18 protein-coding genes, 3 tRNA genes and 1 pseudogene are annotated in these 22,520 nt (G+C 59.4%); 12 read left to right on the top strand and 10 right to left on the bottom strand.

Features of this window, described 5'->3' with window-relative positions:
• Positions 1-118: 118 nt before the first annotated feature.
• On the bottom strand, positions 119-1,630 hold the full coding sequence (locus NBH12_RS03305; protein ID WP_250819171.1) for an ATP-binding cassette domain-containing protein: 1,512 nt from the start codon (positions 1,628-1,630) through the stop codon (positions 119-121).
• A 35-nt stretch (positions 1,631-1,665) separates the two neighbouring features.
• On the opposite strand from NBH12_RS03305, the gene NBH12_RS03300 reads away from it, so the two are divergent.
• Positions 1,666-1,878 (top strand): hypothetical protein, encoded by a 213-nt coding sequence (locus tag NBH12_RS03300; RefSeq protein ID WP_014484177.1) that lies wholly within the window; start codon positions 1,666-1,668, stop codon positions 1,876-1,878.
• A gap of 116 nt (positions 1,879-1,994) precedes the next feature.
• Here the strand turns inward: NBH12_RS03300 and NBH12_RS03295 are convergent, their stop codons facing one another.
• From NBH12_RS03295 to trmB, 7 genes are all read right to left on the bottom strand, one after another.
• Complete coding sequence (locus NBH12_RS03295) at positions 1,995-2,246, bottom strand: hypothetical protein (protein ID WP_025332420.1); 252 nt, start codon at positions 2,244-2,246, stop codon at positions 1,995-1,997.
• Positions 2,243-2,842 (bottom strand): ParA family protein, encoded by a 600-nt coding sequence (locus NBH12_RS03290; RefSeq protein WP_014484176.1) that lies wholly within the window; start codon positions 2,840-2,842, stop codon positions 2,243-2,245. The genes NBH12_RS03295 and NBH12_RS03290 overlap by 4 nt, the downstream gene beginning before the upstream one ends.
• Positions 2,833-3,420: a WhiB family transcriptional regulator gene (locus NBH12_RS03285; protein ID WP_014484175.1), complete on the bottom strand. Its 588-nt coding sequence runs from the start codon at positions 3,418-3,420 to the stop codon at positions 2,833-2,835. The genes NBH12_RS03290 and NBH12_RS03285 overlap by 10 nt, the downstream gene beginning before the upstream one ends.
• A complete protein-coding gene (locus tag NBH12_RS03280) occupies positions 3,417-4,673 on the bottom strand; it encodes a helix-turn-helix domain-containing protein (protein ID WP_250819170.1) in 1,257 nt (418 codons plus the stop codon). Before NBH12_RS03280 ends, NBH12_RS03285 begins: the two co-directional genes overlap by 4 nt.
• Positions 4,674-4,817: 144 nt before the next feature.
• Positions 4,818-4,967 (bottom strand): hypothetical protein, encoded by a 150-nt coding sequence (locus NBH12_RS03275; protein ID WP_014484172.1) that lies wholly within the window; start codon positions 4,965-4,967, stop codon positions 4,818-4,820.
• A gap of 677 nt (positions 4,968-5,644) precedes the next feature.
• A tRNA-Glu gene (locus tag NBH12_RS03270) sits at positions 5,645-5,716 on the bottom strand.
• An 86-nt stretch (positions 5,717-5,802) separates the two neighbouring features.
• Positions 5,803-6,672, bottom strand: coding sequence for a tRNA (guanosine(46)-N7)-methyltransferase TrmB (trmB, locus tag NBH12_RS03265; protein WP_115767465.1), 870 nt, complete (start codon positions 6,670-6,672; stop codon positions 5,803-5,805).
• A 294-nt stretch (positions 6,673-6,966) separates the two neighbouring features.
• Between trmB and NBH12_RS03260 the strand changes: the two genes are divergently transcribed.
• Positions 6,967-7,040 (top strand) — tRNA-Asp (locus NBH12_RS03260).
• A 49-nt stretch (positions 7,041-7,089) separates the two neighbouring features.
• A tRNA-Phe gene (locus tag NBH12_RS03255) sits at positions 7,090-7,165 on the top strand.
• A gap of 47 nt (positions 7,166-7,212) precedes the next feature.
• Here the strand turns inward: NBH12_RS03255 and NBH12_RS03250 are convergent.
• Complete coding sequence (locus NBH12_RS03250; protein ID WP_003832778.1) at positions 7,213-8,517, bottom strand: class I SAM-dependent methyltransferase; 1,305 nt, start codon at positions 8,515-8,517, stop codon at positions 7,213-7,215.
• Positions 8,518-8,866: 349 nt separating this feature from the next.
• On the opposite strand from NBH12_RS03250, the gene fucO reads away from it, so the two are divergent.
• Positions 8,867-10,018: a lactaldehyde reductase gene (gene fucO / locus NBH12_RS03245; RefSeq protein WP_014484170.1), complete on the top strand. Its 1,152-nt coding sequence runs from the start codon at positions 8,867-8,869 to the stop codon at positions 10,016-10,018.
• 135 nt (positions 10,019-10,153) lie between these two features.
• Here the strand turns inward: fucO and NBH12_RS03240 are convergent, their stop codons facing one another.
• Positions 10,154-11,080, bottom strand: a complete 927-nt coding sequence (locus tag NBH12_RS03240) for a glycosyltransferase family 2 protein (RefSeq protein ID WP_052787368.1) — start codon at positions 11,078-11,080, stop codon at positions 10,154-10,156.
• A 77-nt stretch (positions 11,081-11,157) separates the two neighbouring features.
• Between NBH12_RS03240 and NBH12_RS03235 the strand changes: the two genes are divergently transcribed.
• From NBH12_RS03235 to ftsH, 8 genes and pseudogenes are all read left to right on the top strand, one after another.
• A complete protein-coding gene (locus NBH12_RS03235) occupies positions 11,158-12,750 on the top strand; it encodes an AI-2E family transporter (protein WP_065464503.1) in 1,593 nt (530 codons plus the stop codon).
• The gene (locus NBH12_RS03230) at positions 12,750-13,973 is read left to right on the top strand and encodes a glycosyltransferase family 2 protein (protein WP_003830036.1); all 1,224 of its coding nucleotides are present in this window, start codon (positions 12,750-12,752) and stop codon (positions 13,971-13,973) included. The genes NBH12_RS03235 and NBH12_RS03230 overlap by 1 nt, the downstream gene beginning before the upstream one ends.
• A gap of 432 nt (positions 13,974-14,405) precedes the next feature.
• The gene (locus NBH12_RS03225; protein WP_016462525.1) at positions 14,406-15,479 is read left to right on the top strand and encodes an ABC transporter ATP-binding protein; all 1,074 of its coding nucleotides are present in this window, start codon (positions 14,406-14,408) and stop codon (positions 15,477-15,479) included.
• A pseudogene (locus tag NBH12_RS03220) lies at positions 15,479-17,149 on the top strand (ABC transporter permease). The gene NBH12_RS03225 and the pseudogene NBH12_RS03220 overlap by 1 nt, the downstream one beginning before the upstream one ends.
• Positions 17,150-17,173: 24 nt before the next feature.
• Positions 17,174-18,670, top strand: a complete 1,497-nt coding sequence (locus tag NBH12_RS03215) for a D-alanyl-D-alanine carboxypeptidase/D-alanyl-D-alanine-endopeptidase (RefSeq protein ID WP_250819169.1) — start codon at positions 17,174-17,176, stop codon at positions 18,668-18,670.
• A gap of 35 nt (positions 18,671-18,705) precedes the next feature.
• The gene (gene tilS / locus NBH12_RS03210; RefSeq protein ID WP_250819168.1) at positions 18,706-19,857 is read left to right on the top strand and encodes a tRNA lysidine(34) synthetase TilS; all 1,152 of its coding nucleotides are present in this window, start codon (positions 18,706-18,708) and stop codon (positions 19,855-19,857) included.
• Entirely contained in the window at positions 19,844-20,407 is a 564-nt protein-coding gene (hpt, locus tag NBH12_RS03205) for a hypoxanthine phosphoribosyltransferase (RefSeq protein ID WP_003830048.1), read from the top strand. The genes tilS and hpt overlap by 14 nt, the downstream gene beginning before the upstream one ends.
• Positions 20,404-22,500: an ATP-dependent zinc metalloprotease FtsH gene (gene ftsH / locus NBH12_RS03200; RefSeq protein ID WP_250819167.1), complete on the top strand. Its 2,097-nt coding sequence runs from the start codon at positions 20,404-20,406 to the stop codon at positions 22,498-22,500. The genes hpt and ftsH overlap by 4 nt, the downstream gene beginning before the upstream one ends.
• The last annotated feature ends 20 nt before the right edge of the window (positions 22,501-22,520 follow it).

Genomic DNA, 22,520 nt, shown 5'->3' with positions numbered 1-22,520 from the left:
GTCGTGTCATACTGGTGTCCTCTTGCTCGGTCATTGCCATCGATACAGCTTCATACGAAAAGGAATGCGTCTTGCCGATATCCAAATCTTACGAAGGAACGTAAACTCATAGATAGCGTCATGACGCGCATCGCCATCGAATCGATGTGACGGCATTCAGAAACCATTCGTCATGGCTGACTGCGACCAATGCGCCCGCATAGGAGGATAGCGTATTAGCAAGTGCCTGTTTGGAGTGCAGGTCGAGGTGGTTGGTCGGCTCATCCATGATGATGAGCTGTGGCTGTTCAATCATGCCGAGGCACAACAGAAGTTTGCGTAGTTCGCCTGGCGAGGGATTGCCGCCGGCGAGCAGTCTGTCGGGGTCGGCGTTAAGTTGGGCGTAGGCGCTGAGCACAATGGCGCGTTGCTCGTCCGTCAAAGCATGCAAGCGGTTCATTGCGTTGGCGGTATCCATGTCGCTGGAATTTTGGGGAATATAGAGATATGGCATTCTCTCCGAATGCCGCTGCGCTTCATCACGCTCCAGCGCTTCGATCAATCGTCGTATCAATGCGGTTTTACCGCTGCCATTTGGACCGCTGATGCCGATGCGGTCGCGCGGGCCGATGCTCAGCATATCGGGTTGGTCCGCGATGGCGTGGTCGTTGGGGATGCGCGTCAATTCCCTGCGTGAGCTCGGCATGACGTTCATCCAGATGGTGCCGTCGTAGCGTTTGGCCGCTTCGCTGAGGTGAGCAAGTCTGTCGGTGGCGCGGGCGATACGCCCGTCGAATTGCGCGCTTGTCTGTGCGACAGTGGTGCCGATAGCCGGTTTCAGATTTTTCAGGGCTTTGCGAGCGTCGATGTCCTTGATATCGATGCGCATTCCCTGATTCTTCCGCATATCCAGTTCGCGCGCACGCTGCGCCCGCTCCCGCTTGATGCGCTGCATGCGTTGCAGCTCCTTTCGAGTGGACTGTATGGCGGCCGTATCGGCACGTTGATTGTCGCGCATCTGCTGCGCGGCCTGGGTATATCCACCCTGATAGGTGTTCGCCGCCGTGATGTTACGCCCACGCGCATGTCGGCGCTCCAGCATCACGCAGCGCGAACACGTCGCGTCGATCAGTTCGACATCATGGGAGATCACGATGCCTATGCCATCGAACCGACGCATCGCCTGCGTGATGGCTTGGCGCGTCCTGCCGTCCACATGATTGGTTGGCTCGTCCAACACCAGCACGTCGGGATCGCCGGCCAGCGCACAAGCGATTTGCAGCCGCTTGGCTTCGCCTCCAGAGAGAGTCTCGTATCGGTATGCCCAATCGTCGCCGATGTTCAGCGCGTCGCGGATGGCGATGGTCTCGCCCGTCCAATCCGCCGCGAAATCATCCAGATTCGTAGGCGTTTCATCAGTACGTTGCGGACAGTAGGCGACTGCCATCTTGCACGGGTTCGGCGAGACTGTCCCCGAATCGGGGGAAAGCATGCCGCAGGCGAGTTTGGCCAGTGTGGTCTTGCCAATGCCATTGTCTCCCAGCACTGCGGCCCAGCCGGCCGCGAATGTCGCGGACAGATGTTCGAACAATGGTTCCGGCGCGCCCGGATAGCAGTAGGAAATATCGGTTAGTGTCAATATCTGACTCATGGAAGCCTCTTTCGATAAGGCGCATTAATCAAACTGTGACTATCGAAAAGTGGCGGACTGTGCCATTTATTGCCAAGCTGCATTCAGAAAGCAGTCCTCGTGACGGCACCGAAAGTCGCTATGCTAACGAGAACTTCATCGAATCAGGCATTGCGATTGGTACAATGGCAGATACGCGCGATAATGCGCAGAACACGCGGAATCTCTCCTCATGCAATCCGCCACTGCTCAAATCACCAATGCTCTAAGGCCTTCCTGCTTCGGAACCACCTTGGCATGTCAGGTGTTCCATCAAATTTAGTTGGATTTTACCATAGCAACTATCAATTCCTCAATCCTCGCATCTCGGCATGTACGGTGTCCCTTATTCAGTCGTTGCTGGCGAGTCGGTCGAGTTCGTGTTCGATGGCGTGGCGCAGGATCTGTTGCATGGCGTGCCGTGTTCGGCGGCGGCGATTTTGAGGCGGTTCTTCAGCCGGACGGGCAGGCGCAGGGAGAGCATGACCAGCGGTTCGCCGGCGTTGTTCTTCCCGGTGGGTTGTTTGTCTTCGGCCTGTTGGTCGAGGACTGTGTCGAAGGGCACGGGTCGGGGCAGTGGCTGGTAGTTGCCTTTCATGCCAGTTCCTCCTTGGCGATGCGCGTCAGTTCGTCGGCCAGTTCCCGGTATTCGTACAGTTGTTTGGGGTTCATGCCGAGCGAGGTCTTGATCGGTTGTCGTTTGGCGATGAAGGTGTCGAAGCGCGTGGTGTCGGTTTGCTCCAACGTGGCTAGGGTCTGGGCCCAGGCGTTGGTGTTCGCCTCGACGCGCACCGGCAGCAGGGCCGCCCTGGTGGCATGTCGGGCGCGGTCGAGCGTGTCCCATGCCTGCTGGAGGTCCATCGGCGAGTCCGAGGTGGGTAGGATGACGAAATCGGCCACGGCCAGCGTCTTGTCGAGCAGCGGGCCTTGCGGAGGGGCGTCGATGATCGACCATTCCTTTGTGGCCGGGGCGCCGCCCAGGTGGGCGAGGGTGGCCATGTTGGCCGGCAGCACGTCGAATGGTAGCGGGTCTCCCGCCTGTTCGGCGGCGGCCGCCCATAGGCTGGCGCTGGACTGCGGGTCCGCGTCGTAGACTGCCACCTCGATGCCGCGCCGGGCCAGCACGGCGGCCAGATAGATGCAGCTGGTGGTTTTGGCCACCCCGCCCTTTGCGTTCGCCAACGCTACTCGCATGATGCTTCCTCCTTGGATTCGGGACCATTCGCCGGATCGTCGGCATGGTTGATTGTTTGATTGCTTGGTTGTCGGATTGTTTGATTGTCTGCTTGCATGATGGTTTGACGGTCATGTGGCCCGTCTCCGGGCTGAGCGCGGCCTGCGGCGCGCCATCGGCGTTGCCCGCGTTCCATGCTGGCCTTGTCCCGGGCCGTGTCGAAGACCTCGGGATGGGCTTGGATCCAGTCGGCGAACAGGCCCCAGCGGCGGGCCCAGGGCACCGTGCGGTCGCGGCAGGGCACGCCGTCGGCCTCCGCCAGGCGGGCGATCTGACGGCGGTCGGTGCACGAGCGGCCGCCGTACAAGCCCCATTCCAAGCCGGCGGCACCGGCGTAGGCTAGGCATTCGGCCCTCACCGGGCAGTCATGCTCGCATACCGATGCGCCCGCCTGCCGGAACACGCGGGCCAAGGGATGCGTGTCCTCGAACTCCAGACCCCACATCAGGTCGGCCCACGGCTGCGGGAAATCCACGCAGCATCCCATGCTCTTCCACGCCTCCGGCGAACGGGGCATGGCTTCCGTCATGCCGGTCATGACTTGGCCTCCTCGTGGGATTCCTCGGCGTGCTCGGCCTGGTCCAGACCGATGGCGTGGGTGGCTTGGTTGCGCCGGTCATAGGCGCACACCGGGCACTCGGCCTGTCCGGCTTCGCCGTCGAGGTGCGCTTGGCATAACGCGACCGACAGGATGCCGCCGCCGTAGACCGGCACCCGCCAGGCCAGCCCCGAGCTGACCGCCACCGGCCGGTCGGGATCATGGACCGGCGTGAGCTCGGCAGCGGTGGTATGACTGCCGGAACGCTGTGGCCCTCGTGCCTGCTTGGCGCGCATGTCGAGGCTGACCTGTGCGAAGTAGCGTTCGACCATCGTGCCGTCCACCAGCCATGAGATCCAGCGCGGGTTGCCATACGCCCAGTCAAGGATCGTCTCGACCTCCGCCAGAGAGCGTTCCGTCAGCAGTTCGTGGACCTTGCGCCGGTCGCGCATCGACGCTGGCTTGGCGGACTTCGGGTCGATGGCTGCCACACGGTCATGGATCAGCGTTAGCATGCGAACCTCCTGCAGGGCCCGGGAACGTACCCGCTCGTCCGCATCCTCCGCCCCTGGCGTCCACAGCGGATCGCGTACGCCCTTGGGAGGCAGCGCCAGACGCCAATCCGGTGCATCACGCTCGCTTCGCTCCTCCTCGGGTTGTTCCCCGGCGAGGGGAATGTCCCCGTAGGGGACAAGGGGAGCATTGGTTATCACTTGTCTATTGGGTGACACCATGTCACCTCTCTTCGGACAGGATGTCACCTCACCGGCTGGATCGCCTTGGGGTGACATTGTGTCAGGTGACACTGCGTCAGGTGACGCCATGTCACCCCGCGCGCACTCCTTGCTCCGCGATGGTTCGGCTGTACTGGGTTTCGCTGGAACGTCCTTGCCTGCGTCGGTCTCGCCGGGATCGGTGATATCCTCCGGCTCGGTCTGCGCGCCCTTCATCACCACATCCCACACCTTGGAACGATGCCCCCTGGGGATGGGCTCGTGGCTGCGGGGATTGCGCGCGGCCAGCTCCTGGTCACCCTCGCGCAAGTAGCCCAGCTCCTGCAAACGTTTCAACGCGCGCAGCACGGAACGGCGCGTGCAATGGCAATGTGCCGCGATGGTGTTGACCGACGGCCACGCGCCGCACCCGTCGTCGTAATACGCCCTTCGCGCCAGATACACCAACACGAACTTCTCCGACAGGCTCAGCCGCTCGTCCTGCAACTGCCACGCCCACTGCTCCGCCGGCCCGCTCATCGCGCATCCTCCTCGCGACCCCTGGCATCATGGAGCCGTTCGCCGATGCGGTCGCCCAACGCGGCCGCGCGGCACAACGCCCACACCGCCAGCAGACACACGACGATTGCGACGACGGCCACCGCCGCCACAGCCCGGCCCATCTCAGGCGCTCCGGCGGCGACGGCGCGACGAGCGCGCGGGATGCAGCAGCACCGCCAGCAGGTGCGCGCGGGCGATCCGCACACGCAGCGACGGGATGGTTTTCATGGCTCCCGCCGCACGCGGGGCGGAAGCGATGGTAGGATTGGTCATTGCGATAACTCTCTTTCAATGGAGGGCGAATCCCGGGACTCTTGTCACTTGAATCGCTCGGAATCCCGCCCAAGGTTGTCGATCAGCCCCGCACCAAGTGCCAACACGGTGCGGAGCGCTTTCGTTTCCCATGTTTTTCCCGGCCCAGTTCGACCAGACCGAACCGGGGAGGCGGTCGTATTGCACAACCAAGCGTGCCGCCCATAGCATGGTGCGCACAAACCCCCAAGGGCACGCAAACGAAAGGAACGGACATGACCGGCAACACCACGGCAAGAACACAGGCCATCGAGCTGGCAGAACGCCTGCGTGAGGTCGCCGCATGGAACGTGCGACTGCACCTGGCCAAGGAAGGACTCGAACAGCAGACCCTGTGCGAGGCGGCCGGCGTGACCAAGGCCACCATATCGGCCAGAATGAACCTCGACGCCGCATGGGACCTCAACGCCATCGCGGCCGCGGCCGTCACCCTCGGCATGCCTCCGGCCGAACTGCTCGACGACACGCTGTACGACATCGTCAACAACGACGACACGAACACAAACGAAGGCAAAGGTGCATCGTTGGTGGCAGCGCTGACCTCGACGCTCCTGGCACGCCACATCGCCGGCAGGTGCAACCCGTTGAAAACAAAAGGCTCCTGCCGAATCACAATGATAGCGACAGGAGCAAACCGGTACCCCCAGAGAGAGTCGAACTCTCGTTGTCAGATTGAAAGTCTGGTGTCCTAACCGTTAGACGATGGGGGCGAACAACTTGAGCTACTTTAATGAAGGAATCGGTTTTATGCAAATCCGCGACACGCCCGTGTGTCGGACGTGCCGCGGATGCCCGCTTATCGGGAGACCGGTACTGCCTGATACGTGAAATCGTGAATCACTCGGCCGGCTGCCAGTCCCTTCTTCTCGAAGTTGGTGAGCACACGGCCCTCGAACCGTTCGGATTCCTTGAAGTCAGCGTGCGGCATATCGGCGGCCATGTCTGCGTTGCCCTTGCCCACGTGCTCCACAGGAAGACTGACGGTGACGCCTCCCAAGTTAGTCCAGCCATCAAGATGATCCATCACCTCGTGCACATGCAAGGCGTAATCCTCGATATCGGTGGCGATGCGCCACAGCCCGTTTTCGACCAGTGCGCGGTGGATGTCGTCCGACATGCCAACCTGAACGATACGGCGTTTATGGTGCTTCTTCTTGGGCCACGGATCGGGGAAGAACGTCCATACCTCAGCCACAGTGCCGGGCTCGGTGACCTTAAACAGTTCAGGCGCGTTGACCTGTGCCACTCGGATGTTGGGCAGCCCTTGCTTGCCCGCCAGCAGCAACGTGTGGGCCACGCCGGGGTCGTAAACTTCGAGCGCCAGGAAGTTCGTTTCGGGGTGGGCCGCCGCTGCGGCGACCACATTCTCGCCTTGGCCGGTGCCGATTTCCACAATGAGCGGGTTGTCGTTGCCCCAATGCTGTGCGACGAAATTGCGGTTGAGCGTCACGCCTTCGCGTACGTCCAGCAGATTGCCAGTGGTGATATCGAGCAGATACGTGTCGGCATAGTTGTCCCATGCGCGCTGCAGGCGGTCGTCAAGCCTTCCGGAGCGTCGCACGAAGGAGAGCACTTTGTGCAATGGGTGTGGATGCGTGGCGCTCGCATTATCGGTGGTGGCGTTGGCCACGCCGGCAGTCGTGGGGGTAGTTGTCGGGTCTGTCATATGTTCCTCGGAATGGTTGGAGCTGCCTGGAGTAACGTTGCGCGTCTCGCTCATGGTGTTGCTATTCATTTGGGTCGCTGATATGTTGCATCACTCACCATAGCAAGCCAGTTACCTAGAGGATATCTGCAATCGGCGGTGCCGGTCAGTGCGGGTCGCGAAATTACAGGTATTCACAACGAATATGCCAAGTGCCGGAAATGCTGCAATATCGCGAAACACGCCGTGGTTTGCGAGGTTGCTAATTTCATATAAGATATACATCTGTTGTCTGTCGCATGGCAGAAACAACATGGCCCCGTAGCTCAGTTGGTTAGAGCGCCGCCCTGTCACGGCGGAGGTCACCGGTTCAAGTCCGGCCGGGGTCGCTGGAATGGTTATGAAGCCCGGTTTTGTCCGGGCTTTCGACTGTTCACTGGCTCTGTAGCTCAGTTGGTAGAGCGAGCGACTGAAAATCGCTAGGTCAGCGGATCGATGCCGCTCGGAGCCACCACAGAAAAGCCTCGCATAATGCGGGGCTTTTCGTTGTTGCGAGGGGTGTCAGGCCTGCCACCATTGGCGCAACGGATACCACTTGCCGTCCGGGTGGCCCACACGGTCTGGCTTGGCGGCCAGGAACTGGTGGATTTGAATGCCGTCGAGCTCGAAGTTCAGGGCGCAGGCGGCCATATACATGCCCCACACCTTGGCACGCTCGAATCCGACCTGCTTGACCGCGTCATCCCAGTGCTCGGAGAGATTCTGGTTCCAGTGATGCAGGGTGAGCGCGTAATGCTGACGCAGGTTCTCCTGGTGCACCACGTTGAAACCGGCGTCATGAATGCATGATTCGATGAAGCCGGGCGCGCCGAGGTCGCCATCCGGGAAGATGTAGCGATCGAGGAATTCGTCGGTGCCGGGCTTGCCGTGTGGCTTGTCATGGCTGATGGTGATCTGGTGGTTCACCAAGCGGCCCATCGGCTTCAGCAGGCGGAACATCTCCTCGAAGTAGCTTTGGTAGTTCTTGACGCCCACGTGTTCCATCATGCCGATTGAGCAGATGCCATCGAAGTCATGCTCAGGCACCTCGCGATAATCCTGCACGCGTACCTCGGCCAGATCCTGCAATCCCTCACGGGCGATCCACTCGTTGGCGTATGCGGCCTGTTCCTTGGACAGCGTGACGCCCAGCGCCTTGATGCCGCGGCGGGCTGCGGTGATGACCATCGAACCCCATCCGCAGCCGATATCGAGCAGTCGTTCGCCTGGCTTCAGATCCAGCTTGTCGAGAATCAGGCGCAGCTTGTTGGCCTGTGCGTCTTCAAGGCTCATATGCTCGTTGTCGAACACCGCACAGGTGTAGGTCATGGACGGACCTAGGAAGTCGGCATAGAACTCGTTAGACATGTCGTAATGGAAGCTGACGGTTTCCGAATCGGCCTTTTCGGTATGTGGCATCAGGCCGCGCTTAATGCGGGCGAACTTGCTCGGTCCCTCGGTGGAAGGCACCGGCGGCTTCTTGAAGCCATGGCTGAGTATTCCTGCGGATACGCGGGCGATGGAAGCAGGAGTGGGCGGCTTGACGTACTTGGACAGGGAAATCAGCTTGCGCATGGCAGGGTACGGATCGGCATAGTCGATGCCTTCCACGTCAAAATCGCCCAGAATATACGCGCGCACAATACCGATTTCGTTCGGATGAGCGAGCAGCTGATACATGCAATTCGGGGTGGCGACGTTGACTTTCAGATCGGCGTCTGCCGGTCCGAAATGAGAGCCATCGAAAGCGTCGATGCGAACAGGAGTGGCGGGATCGAGAAATAGGGATGCCATCTCGCCGACCGTCATAGCCTTGCCGTTTGCCATTATCTACCTCATTCCACTACCTGTGATCACCCCAACTGCGACGTATCTTAGTCCTCTTCTAGAAGTAGAAAACGGTGAGCGAGTCATCTGATGACCCCGTTCGCGTTCGGCTGATGGAATTGGTCAGGTGCGCCCCGTGTGCCGGACTCCCTCGTTTCTTATCGCTGCGACTTATTGAGACAGAATCTCAATAAGCGCGGAATCGCCGTTTTTGACATTATTTTCAGCGTTGTTTTTTCAGCGTGTTTTCAGGTTAACGTTAACATTCGGAGTACACTGGAGAACCGTTGAACCGCTCAATGACAGAGTGACTCATCGGTTAATGAACGAGCTCAAAAGGAGAGCACTTATGGTCTATCGCATGATTTTCAACCAGACTGCATACTTCGGTCGCGGCGCCATCAAGGAGATTCCGGCTGTTGCCAAGCAGCATGGCTTCACGAAGGCGTTCATCGTCACCGACCCGGTGCTTCTGGAGACCGGCACGGCGGAGAAGGTCACCAAGGTTTTGGACGAGGCCGGCCTGCCCTATGAGGTGTTCTCCAACGTCAAGCCGAACCCGCCGGTCGAGTGCATCAAGGATGGCGTGGCCAAGTTCGCCGAATCCGGCGCCGACTTCCTGATTGGTCTGGGCGGCGGTTCCCCGCAGGATACCTGCAAGGGCATCGGCATCATCACCGCCAACCCGGAGTTCGCCGACGTGCTCTCCCTCGAGGGCGTGGCCGACACCAAGAACCCGTCCGTCCCGATCTTCGGCGTGCCCACCACCGCTGGCACCGCCTCCGAGACCACCATCAACTATGTGGTCACCGATACCGCCAACAAGCGTAAGTTCGTGGCCGTCGACCCGCATGACATCCCGATTGTCGCTTTTGTGGACCCGGATCTGACCGACTCCATGCCGCGCGGCCTGAAGGTGGCCACCGGTCTGGATGCCCTGACCCACGCCATCGAGGGTTACATCACCCCGGGTGCTTGGAGCCTGTCTGACTGCCTGTCCATGCAGACCATCCGCATGATTGCCAAGAACCTGGCCAAGTCCGCCGATGGCGATATCCCGGCCGGCGAGCAGATGGCCTACGCCTCCTACATCACCGGTATGGCTTACTCCAACGTCGGCCTCGGTCTGGTGCACGGCATGGCCCACCCGCTGGGCGGTCGTCTGGGCGTGGCCCACGGTGTGGCCAACGGTATTCTGCTGGCTCCGGTCATGGAATACAACAAGGACTTCACTGGTGAGAAGTACCGCGACATCGCCGATGCCTTCGGCGTTGAGGATGCCTACACCGGCGATCTGGAGAAGGTGCGTGAGGAGGCCGTGCAGGCCGTACACAAGCTCACCGTGGATCTGAAGAACCCGACCACGATCTCCGAGGTCGGTGCCACCGAGGCCGATCTGGCTCCGCTGGCCCACGATGCCTTCAACGACGTGTGCACGCCGGGCAACCCGCGTCAGGCCACCGAAGAGGACATCCTGAAGATCTACACCTCGCTGATGTAATCTGCTCAATAGCGTTGCCCCCGCTGGCGGGGCTGTCCGTCGGAGACGGACTGGGGGTGGTTGCGGTATTCCCGTAGCCACCCCCAGTCAGCTTTGCTGACAGCCCCGCCAGCGAGGGCAGCGCTATATGCCCACTTATTTCTCGTGGCGCTCGTCATAGACCTCGTCAGTAGGCGTCTCGGCGTAGAGCTGCTTGCCTTCGGTCTCGGCCAGTTCCATCTGCTCGTTGATCCACGCTGCCTCAGCCGGATTGATGTCTGCAGTGTCCAGCACTTTCTGCCATACCGGATAGAACAGATGCATTGCTGGATACATGGCGGTGAAGAGAATTTCCGGCTTATGCTTGCGCCAATGCTGTGGATGCGCATCGAACGTGTTCTTGAATCGACGCATATAGTTCAGGAACGAACTGAGCGACGTATCCATGCGTCGAGCGCTCATCGCGGCAATCATGCGCGGCGAATATACGGTTTTCAAATCCTTGCCCAGCAGATGCAGCGAAATATCGATATCCTCATGCATCACGTCGGCTTTGTCCCGACACACCTCGTTGGCGATCTGATGCCAAGCGGAAGCGCGCAAAGCCATATTCGAGCCGAACAGCAGCGGCTGGCCGCCGTCGGCTTTGTACATGCGTTTGCGCAGGGAATTGTCGCTCCTCAGGCCGAAGTGGCGTGAGGGCATATCGTAATACATCACCGGTCCGGTGGCGCCCATGGCCCCGTGATCCTCGGTGAAAATCCCGGAAACCACCTCAACCCAATCGGGGCGAATCATGCAATCGGCGTCAAAGCGTCCCAGCACATCGCCAGTGGCGGCGTTCAGGCCGAAATTGCGGGTGGGAATCAGCCCTTGCTCGTCGTTCTGGTGCAGCAGTTTGACCGGCGCCTCGGGATGTTCGGCAATGAACCGCTCCACGATTGCGCAGGTGTCATCCGTTGATCGGTTATCCACCACCAGTACCTCATACGGCATAACAGTCTGGCGTGTGGCGTTCAACAGACAATCGAGGATGCGTTCGGACTCGTTCCACGCGGGGATGATAATCGAAACGTTGAGCATATTCCCAACAATAGGAAAGCGGGTGTACTCCGCAGGGATGACTCGAGCTTCAAACCCACTCGCTACAATGGAGAGCCATGAGCGAAAGCGCGCGAAACACAGATAATGTAGGCACTGCCGAAACCGCAGCTAGTCCTGAAGACGAGAACCGTATCGATTTTGGTACCTTGTTCCCCTCTAGGGGCGATCCGCGCCGGCCTCCGGAATGGTTCGGTCGCGCGTTGCTCTATGTGGCCATCGCCATCATCGTGTTCATGTTCTGCTGGCGCTCATGGGACGACATCTCCTATCTGGTGCTGGACATCATCATCTCGCTGTTCGTGGCGCTCGCCATCGAACCGTTGGTTGTGGCGCTGGTGGCCCATGGCTGGAAACGCGGCGTGGCCTCGATGGTCAGCCTGGTGGGTGTGGCCGTGATGGTGAGCGTTCTGTTCACCTTGTTCGGCAACATGTTCGTGCAGCAGATGATCGCCATGTTCAAAGGTCTGCCGGGCACGTACGAGCAGATACGTGAGTTCGTCGATCAGTACGCCACGTTTAAGATGCCGGAAATCAACAATCTTGGCACTGAGATTGTCAACAACATTCAGACTTCATGGGTTACCGACTTTGCCGGTACCGCCATGAGCACTGTGGGTGGCCTGTTCTCCTTCTTGCTGAATCTCATGACCGTGGTGATGACCACGTACTACATTTCCGCCGCCGGCCCCAAGCTGCGCCGTTCCTTCTGCCAATGGCTGGCTCCCAGCACGCAGCGCCGATTCTTGCTGGTGTGGACTGTGGCCCAAGGCCAGATTTCATCCTTCCTGTTTTCCCGCTCCATCCTGGCGCTTATCAATGCCACGTGCACCGCAATTTTCCTGGAAATTCTGCATGTGCCCTATTGGCTGCCTCTGGCGCTCTTCTGCGGTGTGGTCTCCCAGTTCATCCCCACAGTCGGCACCTATATCGGCGGTGCGCTGCCGGTGCTGTTCGCTTGGGGCAATCGCGGTTGGACATATGCCGTGGCTGTGCTGGTGTTCATCATCGTCTACCAGCAGATTGAGAACCTGATTCTTTCTCCGAGAATTTCCCAGCGCACCATGGATATCAATGCCGCGGTCGCCTTCCTCGCAGTGCTGGCCTTCGGTTCGCTGTTTGGTGCGTTCGGTGCTTTCCTGGCCTTGCCGGTCACCGCCTCCCTGCAGGCCATCTTCCGCGCCTACACCAAGCGGTATGACCTGATTGATTCGCCATTGATGAATGATCCCGAACCGGAGAAGAAGTCCAAGATCGTCGAGGCATCTGAGGCCTTCGGCGAGCATGTGCTGCAGCCACTGGGCGAGCATATACCGCGTGCTGCCAAGGGGTCGACGAGTCGGGTGCCGATGGGCGAGGAGCTGCGTTTGCTGCAGGAGCAGATCTACGCGATTCCGGAGCACGGGGGAAGTGAAGACGATGGCGAAGATTCCGCCACGGTGGCTATCCCGAAGCGTGTGCTTTCGGCCAATGCCCGCAAGGGATTGCGCGGTACCGCTGCGGAAGATGATGACGATGAGCCGGATACCTCCGCCATTCCTCAGCGTCACACTTCCACTGATGATGAGGCAGCCGCGTCCGATGCTGTACAACCTGAATCATCGTCAGACAATACGTCCGTATCGGACAACCCGAGAGCGGGGTGGCGCTGATGACATTGCTTACTGTGCTCGACATCCTATTGGTGATCGTCGGTGGAGCGGGCATGGTGTATCAGGGATTGTGCATTGTGATGTCCCTGTTTGCCAAGCCCGTGCGTTTCCCCGACGCGCCCATGACCAACCGTTATGCCGTGCTGATCTCCGCGCGCAACGAGGAGAACGTCATCGGCAATCTCATCGACTCGATTCAGGCGCAGACCTATCCCACCGGCCTCATTGATATCTGGTTGGTGGCGGATAACTGCACCGACAATACCGCTGAAGTGGTGCGTGCCCGTGGATGCCATGTGATTGAGCGGCATAACCTTGAGCTGGTTGGCAAGGGATATGCGTTGACCTATCTGCTGAACCATATGCTCGATACCGGCGCGGCCGATGACTATGAGGCCTACTTTGTGTTCGATGCCGACAACAAGCTCGACAAGCATTACTTCGAGGAAATGAACAAGGCGTTCTGCTCGGGCTTCAGGATTCTGACCAGCTACCGCAACTCGGTGAATTTGGCTGATAACTGGGTTTCCTCTGGCTCGGCGTTGTGGTTCATCCGTGAATCGCGATTCCTGTCCAACTCGCGCATGATTCTGGGATCCTCTTGCCACGTGGGCGGTACCGGATTCATGTTCTCCCGTGACGTGATGAAGCGCAATCGTGGATGGAAGTTCCATCTGCTTACTGAGGATCTCGAATTCACCATGGATTCGATTCTGCATGGCGACCGTATCGGCTACTGCGGCAACGCAATTCTGTACGACGAGCAGCCTGTCACCTTTGCGCAGAGCTGGCGTCAACGACTGCGTTGGAGTAAGGGATTCCTGCAGGTGTTCCGCTATTACGGTCCGGCCCTGCTCAAGCGAGCGGTGCGAGAACGCGATTTCTCCTGCATTGATTTCACTTTGATGTTGTGCCCGTTCACCGTGCTGGGTGTGATTCGCGTCATTATGGGTGTGCTGTTTGCCGCCTTTGGCTTTGTGAGCTGGCCGAGCCAGCTGCAATCGTTGCTTGGCTGGTCGAACGGTATCGTCACGTCGGTGCTTGGTCTGATGGCGCTGGCCGCCTTGACCATCATCGTTGAGCGCGATCAGATTGGTGCCTCCAACAAGGAGTTGCTCGCCTACGTGTTGAGCTTCCCTATTTACATGTTGAGCTATGTGCCGATTTCATTCCAGGCCATCTTCGCCAAGGTTCAGTGGAAGCCCATCGCGCATAAAGGCTGATGAGTTCCAGCGGAGCAAATCAACCAATTGCCCAAGGTTTTGTTTTGTTGAGGGCTTGTTAGTGGGACAAGACGTCGACTAACTGGAGATTTTGCTTCGCTAGTTGGGTCTCAGCGGGGCAAAACATCGAGTTATTCGGCAATATGCTTCGCTGGGAGGCCGTCAGCGGGGTGATTCGACTAGTAACCCGTGGTTTTGCTTCGTTGAGGGCTCGTCAGTGGGGCAAGACATCGATTGACTGGAGATTTTGCTTCGCTGGGAGGCTGTCAGCGGGGCAAAATCTTGGGTGGCTCGCAGAATTACCTCACTGAAAGTTTGTCAGCGGAGCAAAAGCTTGATTGACTTGTGGTTTTGTTTCATTGAAGGTTCGTCAATAGGGCAAAATATCGATTTACTGGGGGCTTTGCTCTGCTGAAGGACTATAGTGGGTGTATGAACTTAGACAATATCCAGGGGAATGCCGAATTTCAATCTGCGATGAGGCCTGGAGACGCACCTGCTCAGCCGCCGATGATGCCGCAACAGCCACAACCGCAGGCATGGCCGCCGAATCCGACTGCCGCGGTGTCGATTCGTGGCCTATTTAAACGTTTCGACCAGAAGATCGCAGTCAACGGGCTTGCGCTCGACATCCCAATTGGTTCGTTCTATGGGCTTGTAGGCCCGAACGGTGCCGGAAAAACCACCACGCTTAACATGGTGACCGGTCTGTTGGTGCCGGACGCTGGCACCGCCATGATTCTGGGCCACGACGTGTGGAGCGATGTCAACACCGCCAAACGCATGATCGGTGTAATGCCGCAACCCGATCAGATATTCGATCGTCTCACCGGCCTGCAGCTGCTCATCTACTCCGGCATGCTACGCGGCATGAGCCGTGAGGAGACCACTCGCCGCGCGAAAGACCTCCTGAATGCTTTCGATTTGGCCCAGGCCGCCAACACCATGGTCACCGATTATTCGGCCGGCATGACCAAGAAAATCTGCTTGGCCTCCGCGATGATTCACAGCCCACGCATTCTGGTGTTGGATGAGCCGTTCGAGTCCGTGGACCCGGTATCTAGCGCCAACCTCAAAGACATCCTGGTCGAATATGCGCAAACCGGCGGCACGGTTATCATTTCCTCGCATGTGATGACACTGGTCGAGAAGATGTGCACGCATGTGGCTGTGATTAACAACGGCATGGTGTGCGCGGCCGGCACGGTGGACGAGGTTGCCTCCGGCGAAGAGCTTGAAGACCGCTTCCTGCAGTTGGTTGGTGGACGCCATGAAGCGGCACATCTCGCATGGCTCGATGGTGGTCTATCGCATGATGGTCAGCCGGCAGTACAGCCCAATCAGCCGGCAGCGCAGCCTGTTGCGTCCACGCAATCAGCATCGCAACTCGTCCAATCAACCCCGCTTCAGTCCTTCACTCAGGAGACAGTTCAGCCTCATCCTGATATTGTCGGCGGCTCGAGTAGCGCAAGCAATGCGGACAATGCAGACAACGAGGCCCGGTAATGAGTATCGCAATCACTCTGGTCCGACTGCGTTGGGCGCTCACCCTCGCGGCGCTGCGCAAATCGGTATGGCAGACGGTTGCCTACGTTCTTTCCGCAATATTCGCCGCTGGCACCATTATCGGGACCGGTATACTCGCATGGTTCGTCGGTATGCTCCCGCCTTCCACCATGGACTCGGACGGCTATCCGTTCAACATTCTCGGGCCGGGCGGCATCGTCAACATGGTCGCCGTGCTGGTCGGTGCGACAATCACCGTATTCATCGGTTTGATTCAGCTCATGATGTTGGGCGAAGGGTCCACCATGAGCCCGCGCAAATTCGCACTCTACGGTATTGCAGATCGCAATTTGCAATTCGGTCTGCTGCTTTCTGGCTTATCCGGGCTCCCCGCCATCACAGGTGTGATTTCCTTGGTGCTCTGGTCGCTGGCTTACCGTGCCATGGGCCCGGCAGTGGTGATCGCCGAGCTCGTTGCCGCACCGCTCGCCGTCATCACAATGATGAGCATTTCCAAAATGCTGATCGCCTTATCTACCACACTGGTGACCAGCAAACGAGGCAAAAGCACATTCTATATTGTGATTGTTCTCCTGTTCGTGGTGATTTGCCAGCTGCCGAATATTCTGGTTAATTCCGGCATCGCGTTCGGGCTTGATCCATCCGCATGGAGCGCCACCGCGGCGGTCATGGCATGGACCCCGTTCGGCGCGGTATTCCAATTGCCGTTCGATGTGCTGTCCGGTGCATGGTTGCCAGCGCTCGCGCGCATCGCCATATTGGTGGTTACATGGGTTGTGTGCTTCGCTGTGTGCACATGGTGCCTGCGTCGTGAACGCCTGACGGTTGGAGTCGCTGGGCAGAGCGCAACCGTGAAAGGCGTCGGCGCATTCTCATGGATGCCCGATTCCACGTCCGGCGCGATTTCCGCACGCGTGCTCACCTACTTGAAGCGGGACCCACGTCAGGTCATGATCTTCGCCATGCCGGTGCTGTTCATAATTATCTTTGCCTTCCAGGCGCACGGTATACACGCAATCGTCTGGCAGTCGATGATTTGGTGCGGATGGCTCATGTCCATTGTGGAAAGCAATGGTCTTGCCTACGATGGCCGCGGTTTCACCATGGAGGTCATCGCTGGTGTGCGTGGTTGGGCCGATAGGCTCGGCCGAGTGCGAGTCTATGTCGGCATCATGGTCATCTACATGGCATTGCTGTATGTGGGCTGCATAGTGATAGTCGGCGTGACTGCTGGGCGCTGAGCTCAGCCGGACGATCTCATCATCGGGTTGTTCTTCCTTGCCGTGGGCCTAGGTGTGGGCTTCAGCAGTCTTGGTGTGGCTGAGATAACCTCCTGTGTGCTCATGTATCCCGTGGCGTCAATGGACAAGCCGTTCTCCTCGCCGCAAGGCCGAGCGATGGCTCAGGGCTTCTTCCCGTTCGTCTATATGCTTGGCAGCATGCTGCTGATGCTGCCCACGGGTATCGCCGCCATCGTGCTGCTCGTCATCCATGCGGGGATCGTCGGCTGGCTGGTGATTATTCCGGTCGCATTAGCCAACGGCATCGGTGTTCTGGCGCTTGGGACATGGCTGGGCGGTAAGCTGTTGGAGGCGCGAATACTGTCGATCGTGAGCACGCTCGATTCATTCGCATCACTACAGAAATAACCGACCCGTGAGATAGGGAGTCTGATGACGTCCACTGCGATGTCACGTCGCCAACGGCGTGGAGCGGCGAATCATAGCGCGCGCCGATCCGTCCGACGCACGATTACCGTAATCATCTCCGTGCTGATAACGATTGCGCTATTCGCGGGCTACTGCATTGCAGATGTGTACGATGTCATGCCTGGTATGCTCACCCTCAAACCGGTCGACGCCCCCACTTTCGCTGACCCCGTTTCGGCCAAGCAAGGCGGCACCATCGCCGGTTCCCTTGACACTACCAAGACTATCGACGCCGCGGCTGCGGGCGAAGTGATGGACGAGCTGCTGGCGGCTGAAGGCGTGGGCTCTGATGTTTCGGTGGTGGTCGAGGATGCCCGGGGCACTGTCGCCGCCGAGCACGAGTCAGGCACGCCGCGCGAACCCGCATCCACTATGAAGACGCTTACCGCGCTCGCGGCATCATCCACGTTGAACATGGCCGCCACGTTGGACACGCAGGTGTTTCTTACCCAATCTGATACCGGCAGCGACACGGTGACGCTCAAAGGCAATGGCGACATGCTGCTGTCTGCCGGCGATTCCGATGCCGACCATATTAACGGCCGTGCCGGGCTGAACACTCTTGCGCAGGCCACGGCTGCGGCCCTTGCGCAACGCGGCATCACCACGGTGCACGTCAACTACGACGACACATTATTCGGCGATTCCCGCATACCCACGGGCCTGCGCAACGCCGATGGTGGCGTGCTCGGCGAATACACCACGTATTTCACATCGGTATCATCCATGGCCATCGATGGCGGGCGTCAATATTCCGACAGCATGCCCGCGCCCGCCAACCCGGATGACTCGGCCGGATACCCTGAACTATCGCAGCACACTGCAGCGGACGTCGCCGCGACGTTCTCCGGTCTGCTGCAACAGCACGGCATCACCGTGGAGGCGGAGCCGGCGGCACACGCCGCCCCTCGGGGCGCAAGCCCCATAGCTTCGGTAAGCTCCGCAACGTTGTCCGAAATCCTGGCGTTCATGTTGCGTCATTCAGACAACACCTTGGCCGAGGAGTTTGGCAGACTCACCGCACTGGCACGCTCGGAGAACAACAGCCCGGAAGGCGCCACCAAAGCGGTGCGGACAGTGCTTGGCAACCTCAAAATCGACGTCAACGGTCTTAGTATGGCCGACTGCTCGGGTCTGTCTCCTGGCTCGCAGCTGACCGTGCGCACATTGGCCGCCGTGCAGCAGCGTAACCTGGCGGTCGGCGATGGAGCCCCTGCGGCCGAAGGATTATCGGTTGCTGGTCTGGTCGGTTCGGCGCGGAAGCGATACACCAGTGATGATGTCGCCGGCTTGCTTCGCGTCAAAACCGGTAGTTTGGATACGGTCACCTCGATGGCCGGCAATGTGTCCCGTACGCATGGGGGAGCGTTGTCTTTTGCGGTGGTGATTAACAATCCTGCGGATTACTGGGCCGCGAGCAATGCCATCAGCGCATTCATCACTAAGCTGGCCGAGCTGTGATGGCCGAATGGTAACGGTAAGGCGGGTGATGAGGCATGGCATATTCGGCTCGATTGCGTAAGGCGATTGGTGCCGTCCGGCTGGCATTGGAATCGGCCGGATTAGGGATGCAGTCGCCCGAATTTGCCCGGCATGGTGAGCACCAGACGGCCCCCGACGCGCCTTTGGTGCTGGTCGCCTGCTCGGGTGGGCGTGATTCGATGGCGCTGGCCGCGGTTTGCCGAATTGTCTGCGCTAGTCTTGGTTTGCGGTGCGGTGCGGTGATCGTGGATCATGGTTTGCAGTCAGGCTCCGATCGGGTGGCGACTTTGACCGCTGAACGATGCCGCGATTGTGGCCTTGCCCCGGTTGCTGTTCGTACAGCCAGCGTGCATGTGCAGGGCGAAGGCGTCGAGGCTGCCGCCCGTGAGGCACGGTATGGGGAATTGTGCGGTGCGGCACGCGAGCTGAATGCCGCTGTGGTGTTGCTGGCTCATACATTGGATGACCAGGCGGAAACGGTGCTGATCGGGCTGTTGCGCAGTGGCGGCGTTGATGCGCTGGCCGGTATGCCGCAGGTAATGCACCGCGACGGCATCATGTTTCTCAGACCGCTGATCGGCGTTTCTCGAGCCGAAACCACCGGCATCTGCGAGGATTTGAATATTCATTATTGGGACGATCCCACCAACGGCGATGATGTGGATGGCGAGCTGCCGCGAGACTACCCGCTCCGCTCACGTATCCGGCATGACCTGTTGCCGGCGATCGAGCGGTTCGCCGGTGCCGATGTGACGCAGCATATCGCCAACGGCGCACGATTGGCGAGACTGGACAAGGAGTATCTGGATCAACAGGCGGATAAGACCATGATCGAAGCCCTTGGCAGCACCCTGAAAACGGCGGAATCACAAGGAACCTCCGTTGCCGGCATGACGGACAAGTCGAATGATCTGGAGCGAGAACCCAGCTTGGTCATTGCCGTCAAACCGCTGCAATCGGCACATGAGGCAATCCGTCTTCGAACCATCGCCCATGCGCTCTCCCGGGCTGGTATCAGCGCGAGTTCCGCGCAAATCGAGGCCATCAATCGCCTGGTCGTCGACTGGCATGGTCAGGGGGCGGTCGCACTTCCCAGCGGATATTCAGCAAAGCGCCAGAAACACGTCATTCGCGTGTGCCAAGATAGAGCCCATGCGAATCGCTGACGTTGAGGAAGATATTGACCACGAGTTGGTCAGCAGAGAACAGATCGATGCCAAAATCCATGAGGTCGCCGCGCGGGTGAGTGACGATTATCGTGGCAAGGACCCACTGCTGGTTGCCGTGCTGAAGGGGGCCGTGAACACGCTGGTCGAGTTCAGCCAGGCCATGAGCATCCCTGTGCAGATTGATTTCATGAGTCTGTCCAGTTACGGTTCGGGCACAGTATCCAGTGGTGAGATTACGGTTCGTCAGGATTTGTCCGCAGATGTTCGCGGACGGCACATTGTGATCGTAGAGGATATTGTTGATTCAGGACGCACGCTCGCGTGGCTGGTCGAGGAGCTGAAACGTCGTGGCGCCGCCTCCGTGGAGGTGTTTGCTCTGCTGAGCAAGCCTTCCCGCCGAGAGGTGGACGTGGATGTGAAGTACGCCGGCTATGAGATTCCGGATGAGTTCGTGGTCGGCTTTGGTCTCGATTACGACGAACGCTACCGCAACCTCGACTCGATCGCGGTCCTCAAGCCGTCCGTTTACCAAGGAGTGCAAGCATGAGTTTCCCCCAGGGGCCCGGTTCGGGCAACGGGAATAACCCGAACTCGAACAATAACCGCAACAACGGCAACCCATTCAACAACCCGTTCAACCGCGGCAACGACAACAATGGCCGTAAGAACGGCAATGAGAACAAGCCGGTCTGGCAGTCGCCGTGGTTATGGGGCGCGGTACTGGTGATTATGGTCGTGCTGATGTTCCAGATGTTTGCTGGCAGCGGCACCAAAACCATCGACACCAAAGACGGCTTTGCGCTGTTGAACCAGGGTAAAGCCACCTACGCCGAAATCACGGATAACAAGCAGGTAGTCCGTCTTGAGCTCAAGAACGACTATTCCAAGAAGGATCCGGACACCGGCAAGGTGACCAACTACGGCAAGAACGTTCAGTTCTACTACACCTTTGCGCAGGGCGCTCAGGTGGCCAAGGCCGTGGAGAACGGTGATTTGTCCAAGGGCTGGACCTCCAACATTGAGCAGACCAGCATGATGAGCTACCTCATCACCTCTATTCTGCCGTTCATCATCGTCTTCGCCTTGTTCTGGTTCCTGATGAGTCGCATGGGCGGTGCCGGTGGCATGCTCGGCATGGGCGGCAAGAAGAACAGCGGCAAGCTGCTCGAAGGTCAGACCCCCACCACCAAGTTCGCCGATGTGGCCGGCGAGGATGAGGCCGTGGCCGAGGTGGAGGAAATCAAGGACTTCCTCAAGGATCCGTCCAAGTACAAGGCATTGGGCGCTCGCATTCCGCGCGGCGTGCTGCTGTATGGCCCTCCTGGAACCGGTAAGACGCTGCTGGCCCGAGCCATCGCAGGCGAGGCCGGCGTGCCGTTCTACTCGATGGCCGGTTCCGACTTCGTCGAGATGTTCGTCGGACTCGGTGCCTCCCGTGTGCGTGACCTGTTTGACGAGGCCAAGAAGAACGCTCCCGCCATTATCTTCATCGACGAAATCGATGCCGTGGGTCGCAAGCGTGGCTCCGGCATGGGTGGTGGCCATGACGAACGTGAGCAGACGCTGAATCAGCTGCTCGTGGAGATGGATGGTTTCGACAACGACACTAACCTCATCATCATCGCCGTGACCAACCGTCCCGACGTGCTTGACCCCGCCCTGCTGCGCCCGGGTCGATTCGACCGTCAGGTAGGCGTGGCCGCACCCGATTTGGAAGGCCGTGAGGCGATCCTGAAGGTGCATGCCAAGGGCAAGCCGTTCGTGCCGGATGTCGACCTGCACATGGTCGCCGTGCGTACCCCGGGCTTCACTGGTGCCGACTTGGCCAATGTGCTCAACGAAGCTGCCCTGCTGTGCGCCCGCGCCGGTGCCCAGCTCATCGACAACCGTGCCATTGACGAGGCCATTGATCGTGTCCAGGCCGGTCCGAAGCGCAAGTCCAAGGGCATGGCCTTGGAAGAGCTGCGCAACACCGCATACCACGAGGGTGGTCATGCTCTGGTGGCCGCCGCCCTGAACAACACCGATCCGGTGACCAAGGTGACGATTCTGCCGCGCGGCCGTGCACTCGGCTACACCGCCGTGATGCCCACTTCCGACCGCTACTCGCAGTCGCGCAACCAGCTGCTCGACCAGATGGCCTACGCTATGGGCGGCCGTACTGCTGAGGAGATCGTGTTCCACGATCCAACCACCGGTGCCTCGAACGATATCGAGAAGGCCACGAACATCGCCCGCACCATGGTGATCGAATACGGGTTCTCCGACAAGCTCGGTGCCATCAAGTGGGGCGACGACGATGACCAGACCACCGTGATGGACGGTCTGCAGCCGCGTAAGTACTCCGATCGCACCGCCGAGGTGATTGATGACGAGGTGTTGAAGCTCGTGGAAACCGCGCATACCGAAGCGTGGACCATCATCAACGAGAACCGCGATATCCTCGACGAACTGGTTCGCCAGCTGCTGGTCAAGGAAACGCTCAACGAGAAGGAGCTCGCGGAGATCTTCGCACCGATCAAGAAGGCTCCGGTCCGTCCGGTGTGGCTGTCCAACGCACGCCGCCCCGACTCCGATAAGCCGCCGGTGGAGATTCCCGACAGTCTCAAGCGTTCAGTCGGTATGAAGACGGAAGAGTGATTCGATGACTGTTCAGCCCG

This window comes from Bifidobacterium sp. M3-N-101, from assembly GCF_023656805.1.
Lineage (GTDB): Bacteria > Actinomycetota > Actinomycetes > Actinomycetales > Bifidobacteriaceae > Bifidobacterium > Bifidobacterium breve.
Note: the sequence above shows the minus strand (reverse complement) of the source record. Positions and strands in the feature narration are given on the sequence as shown.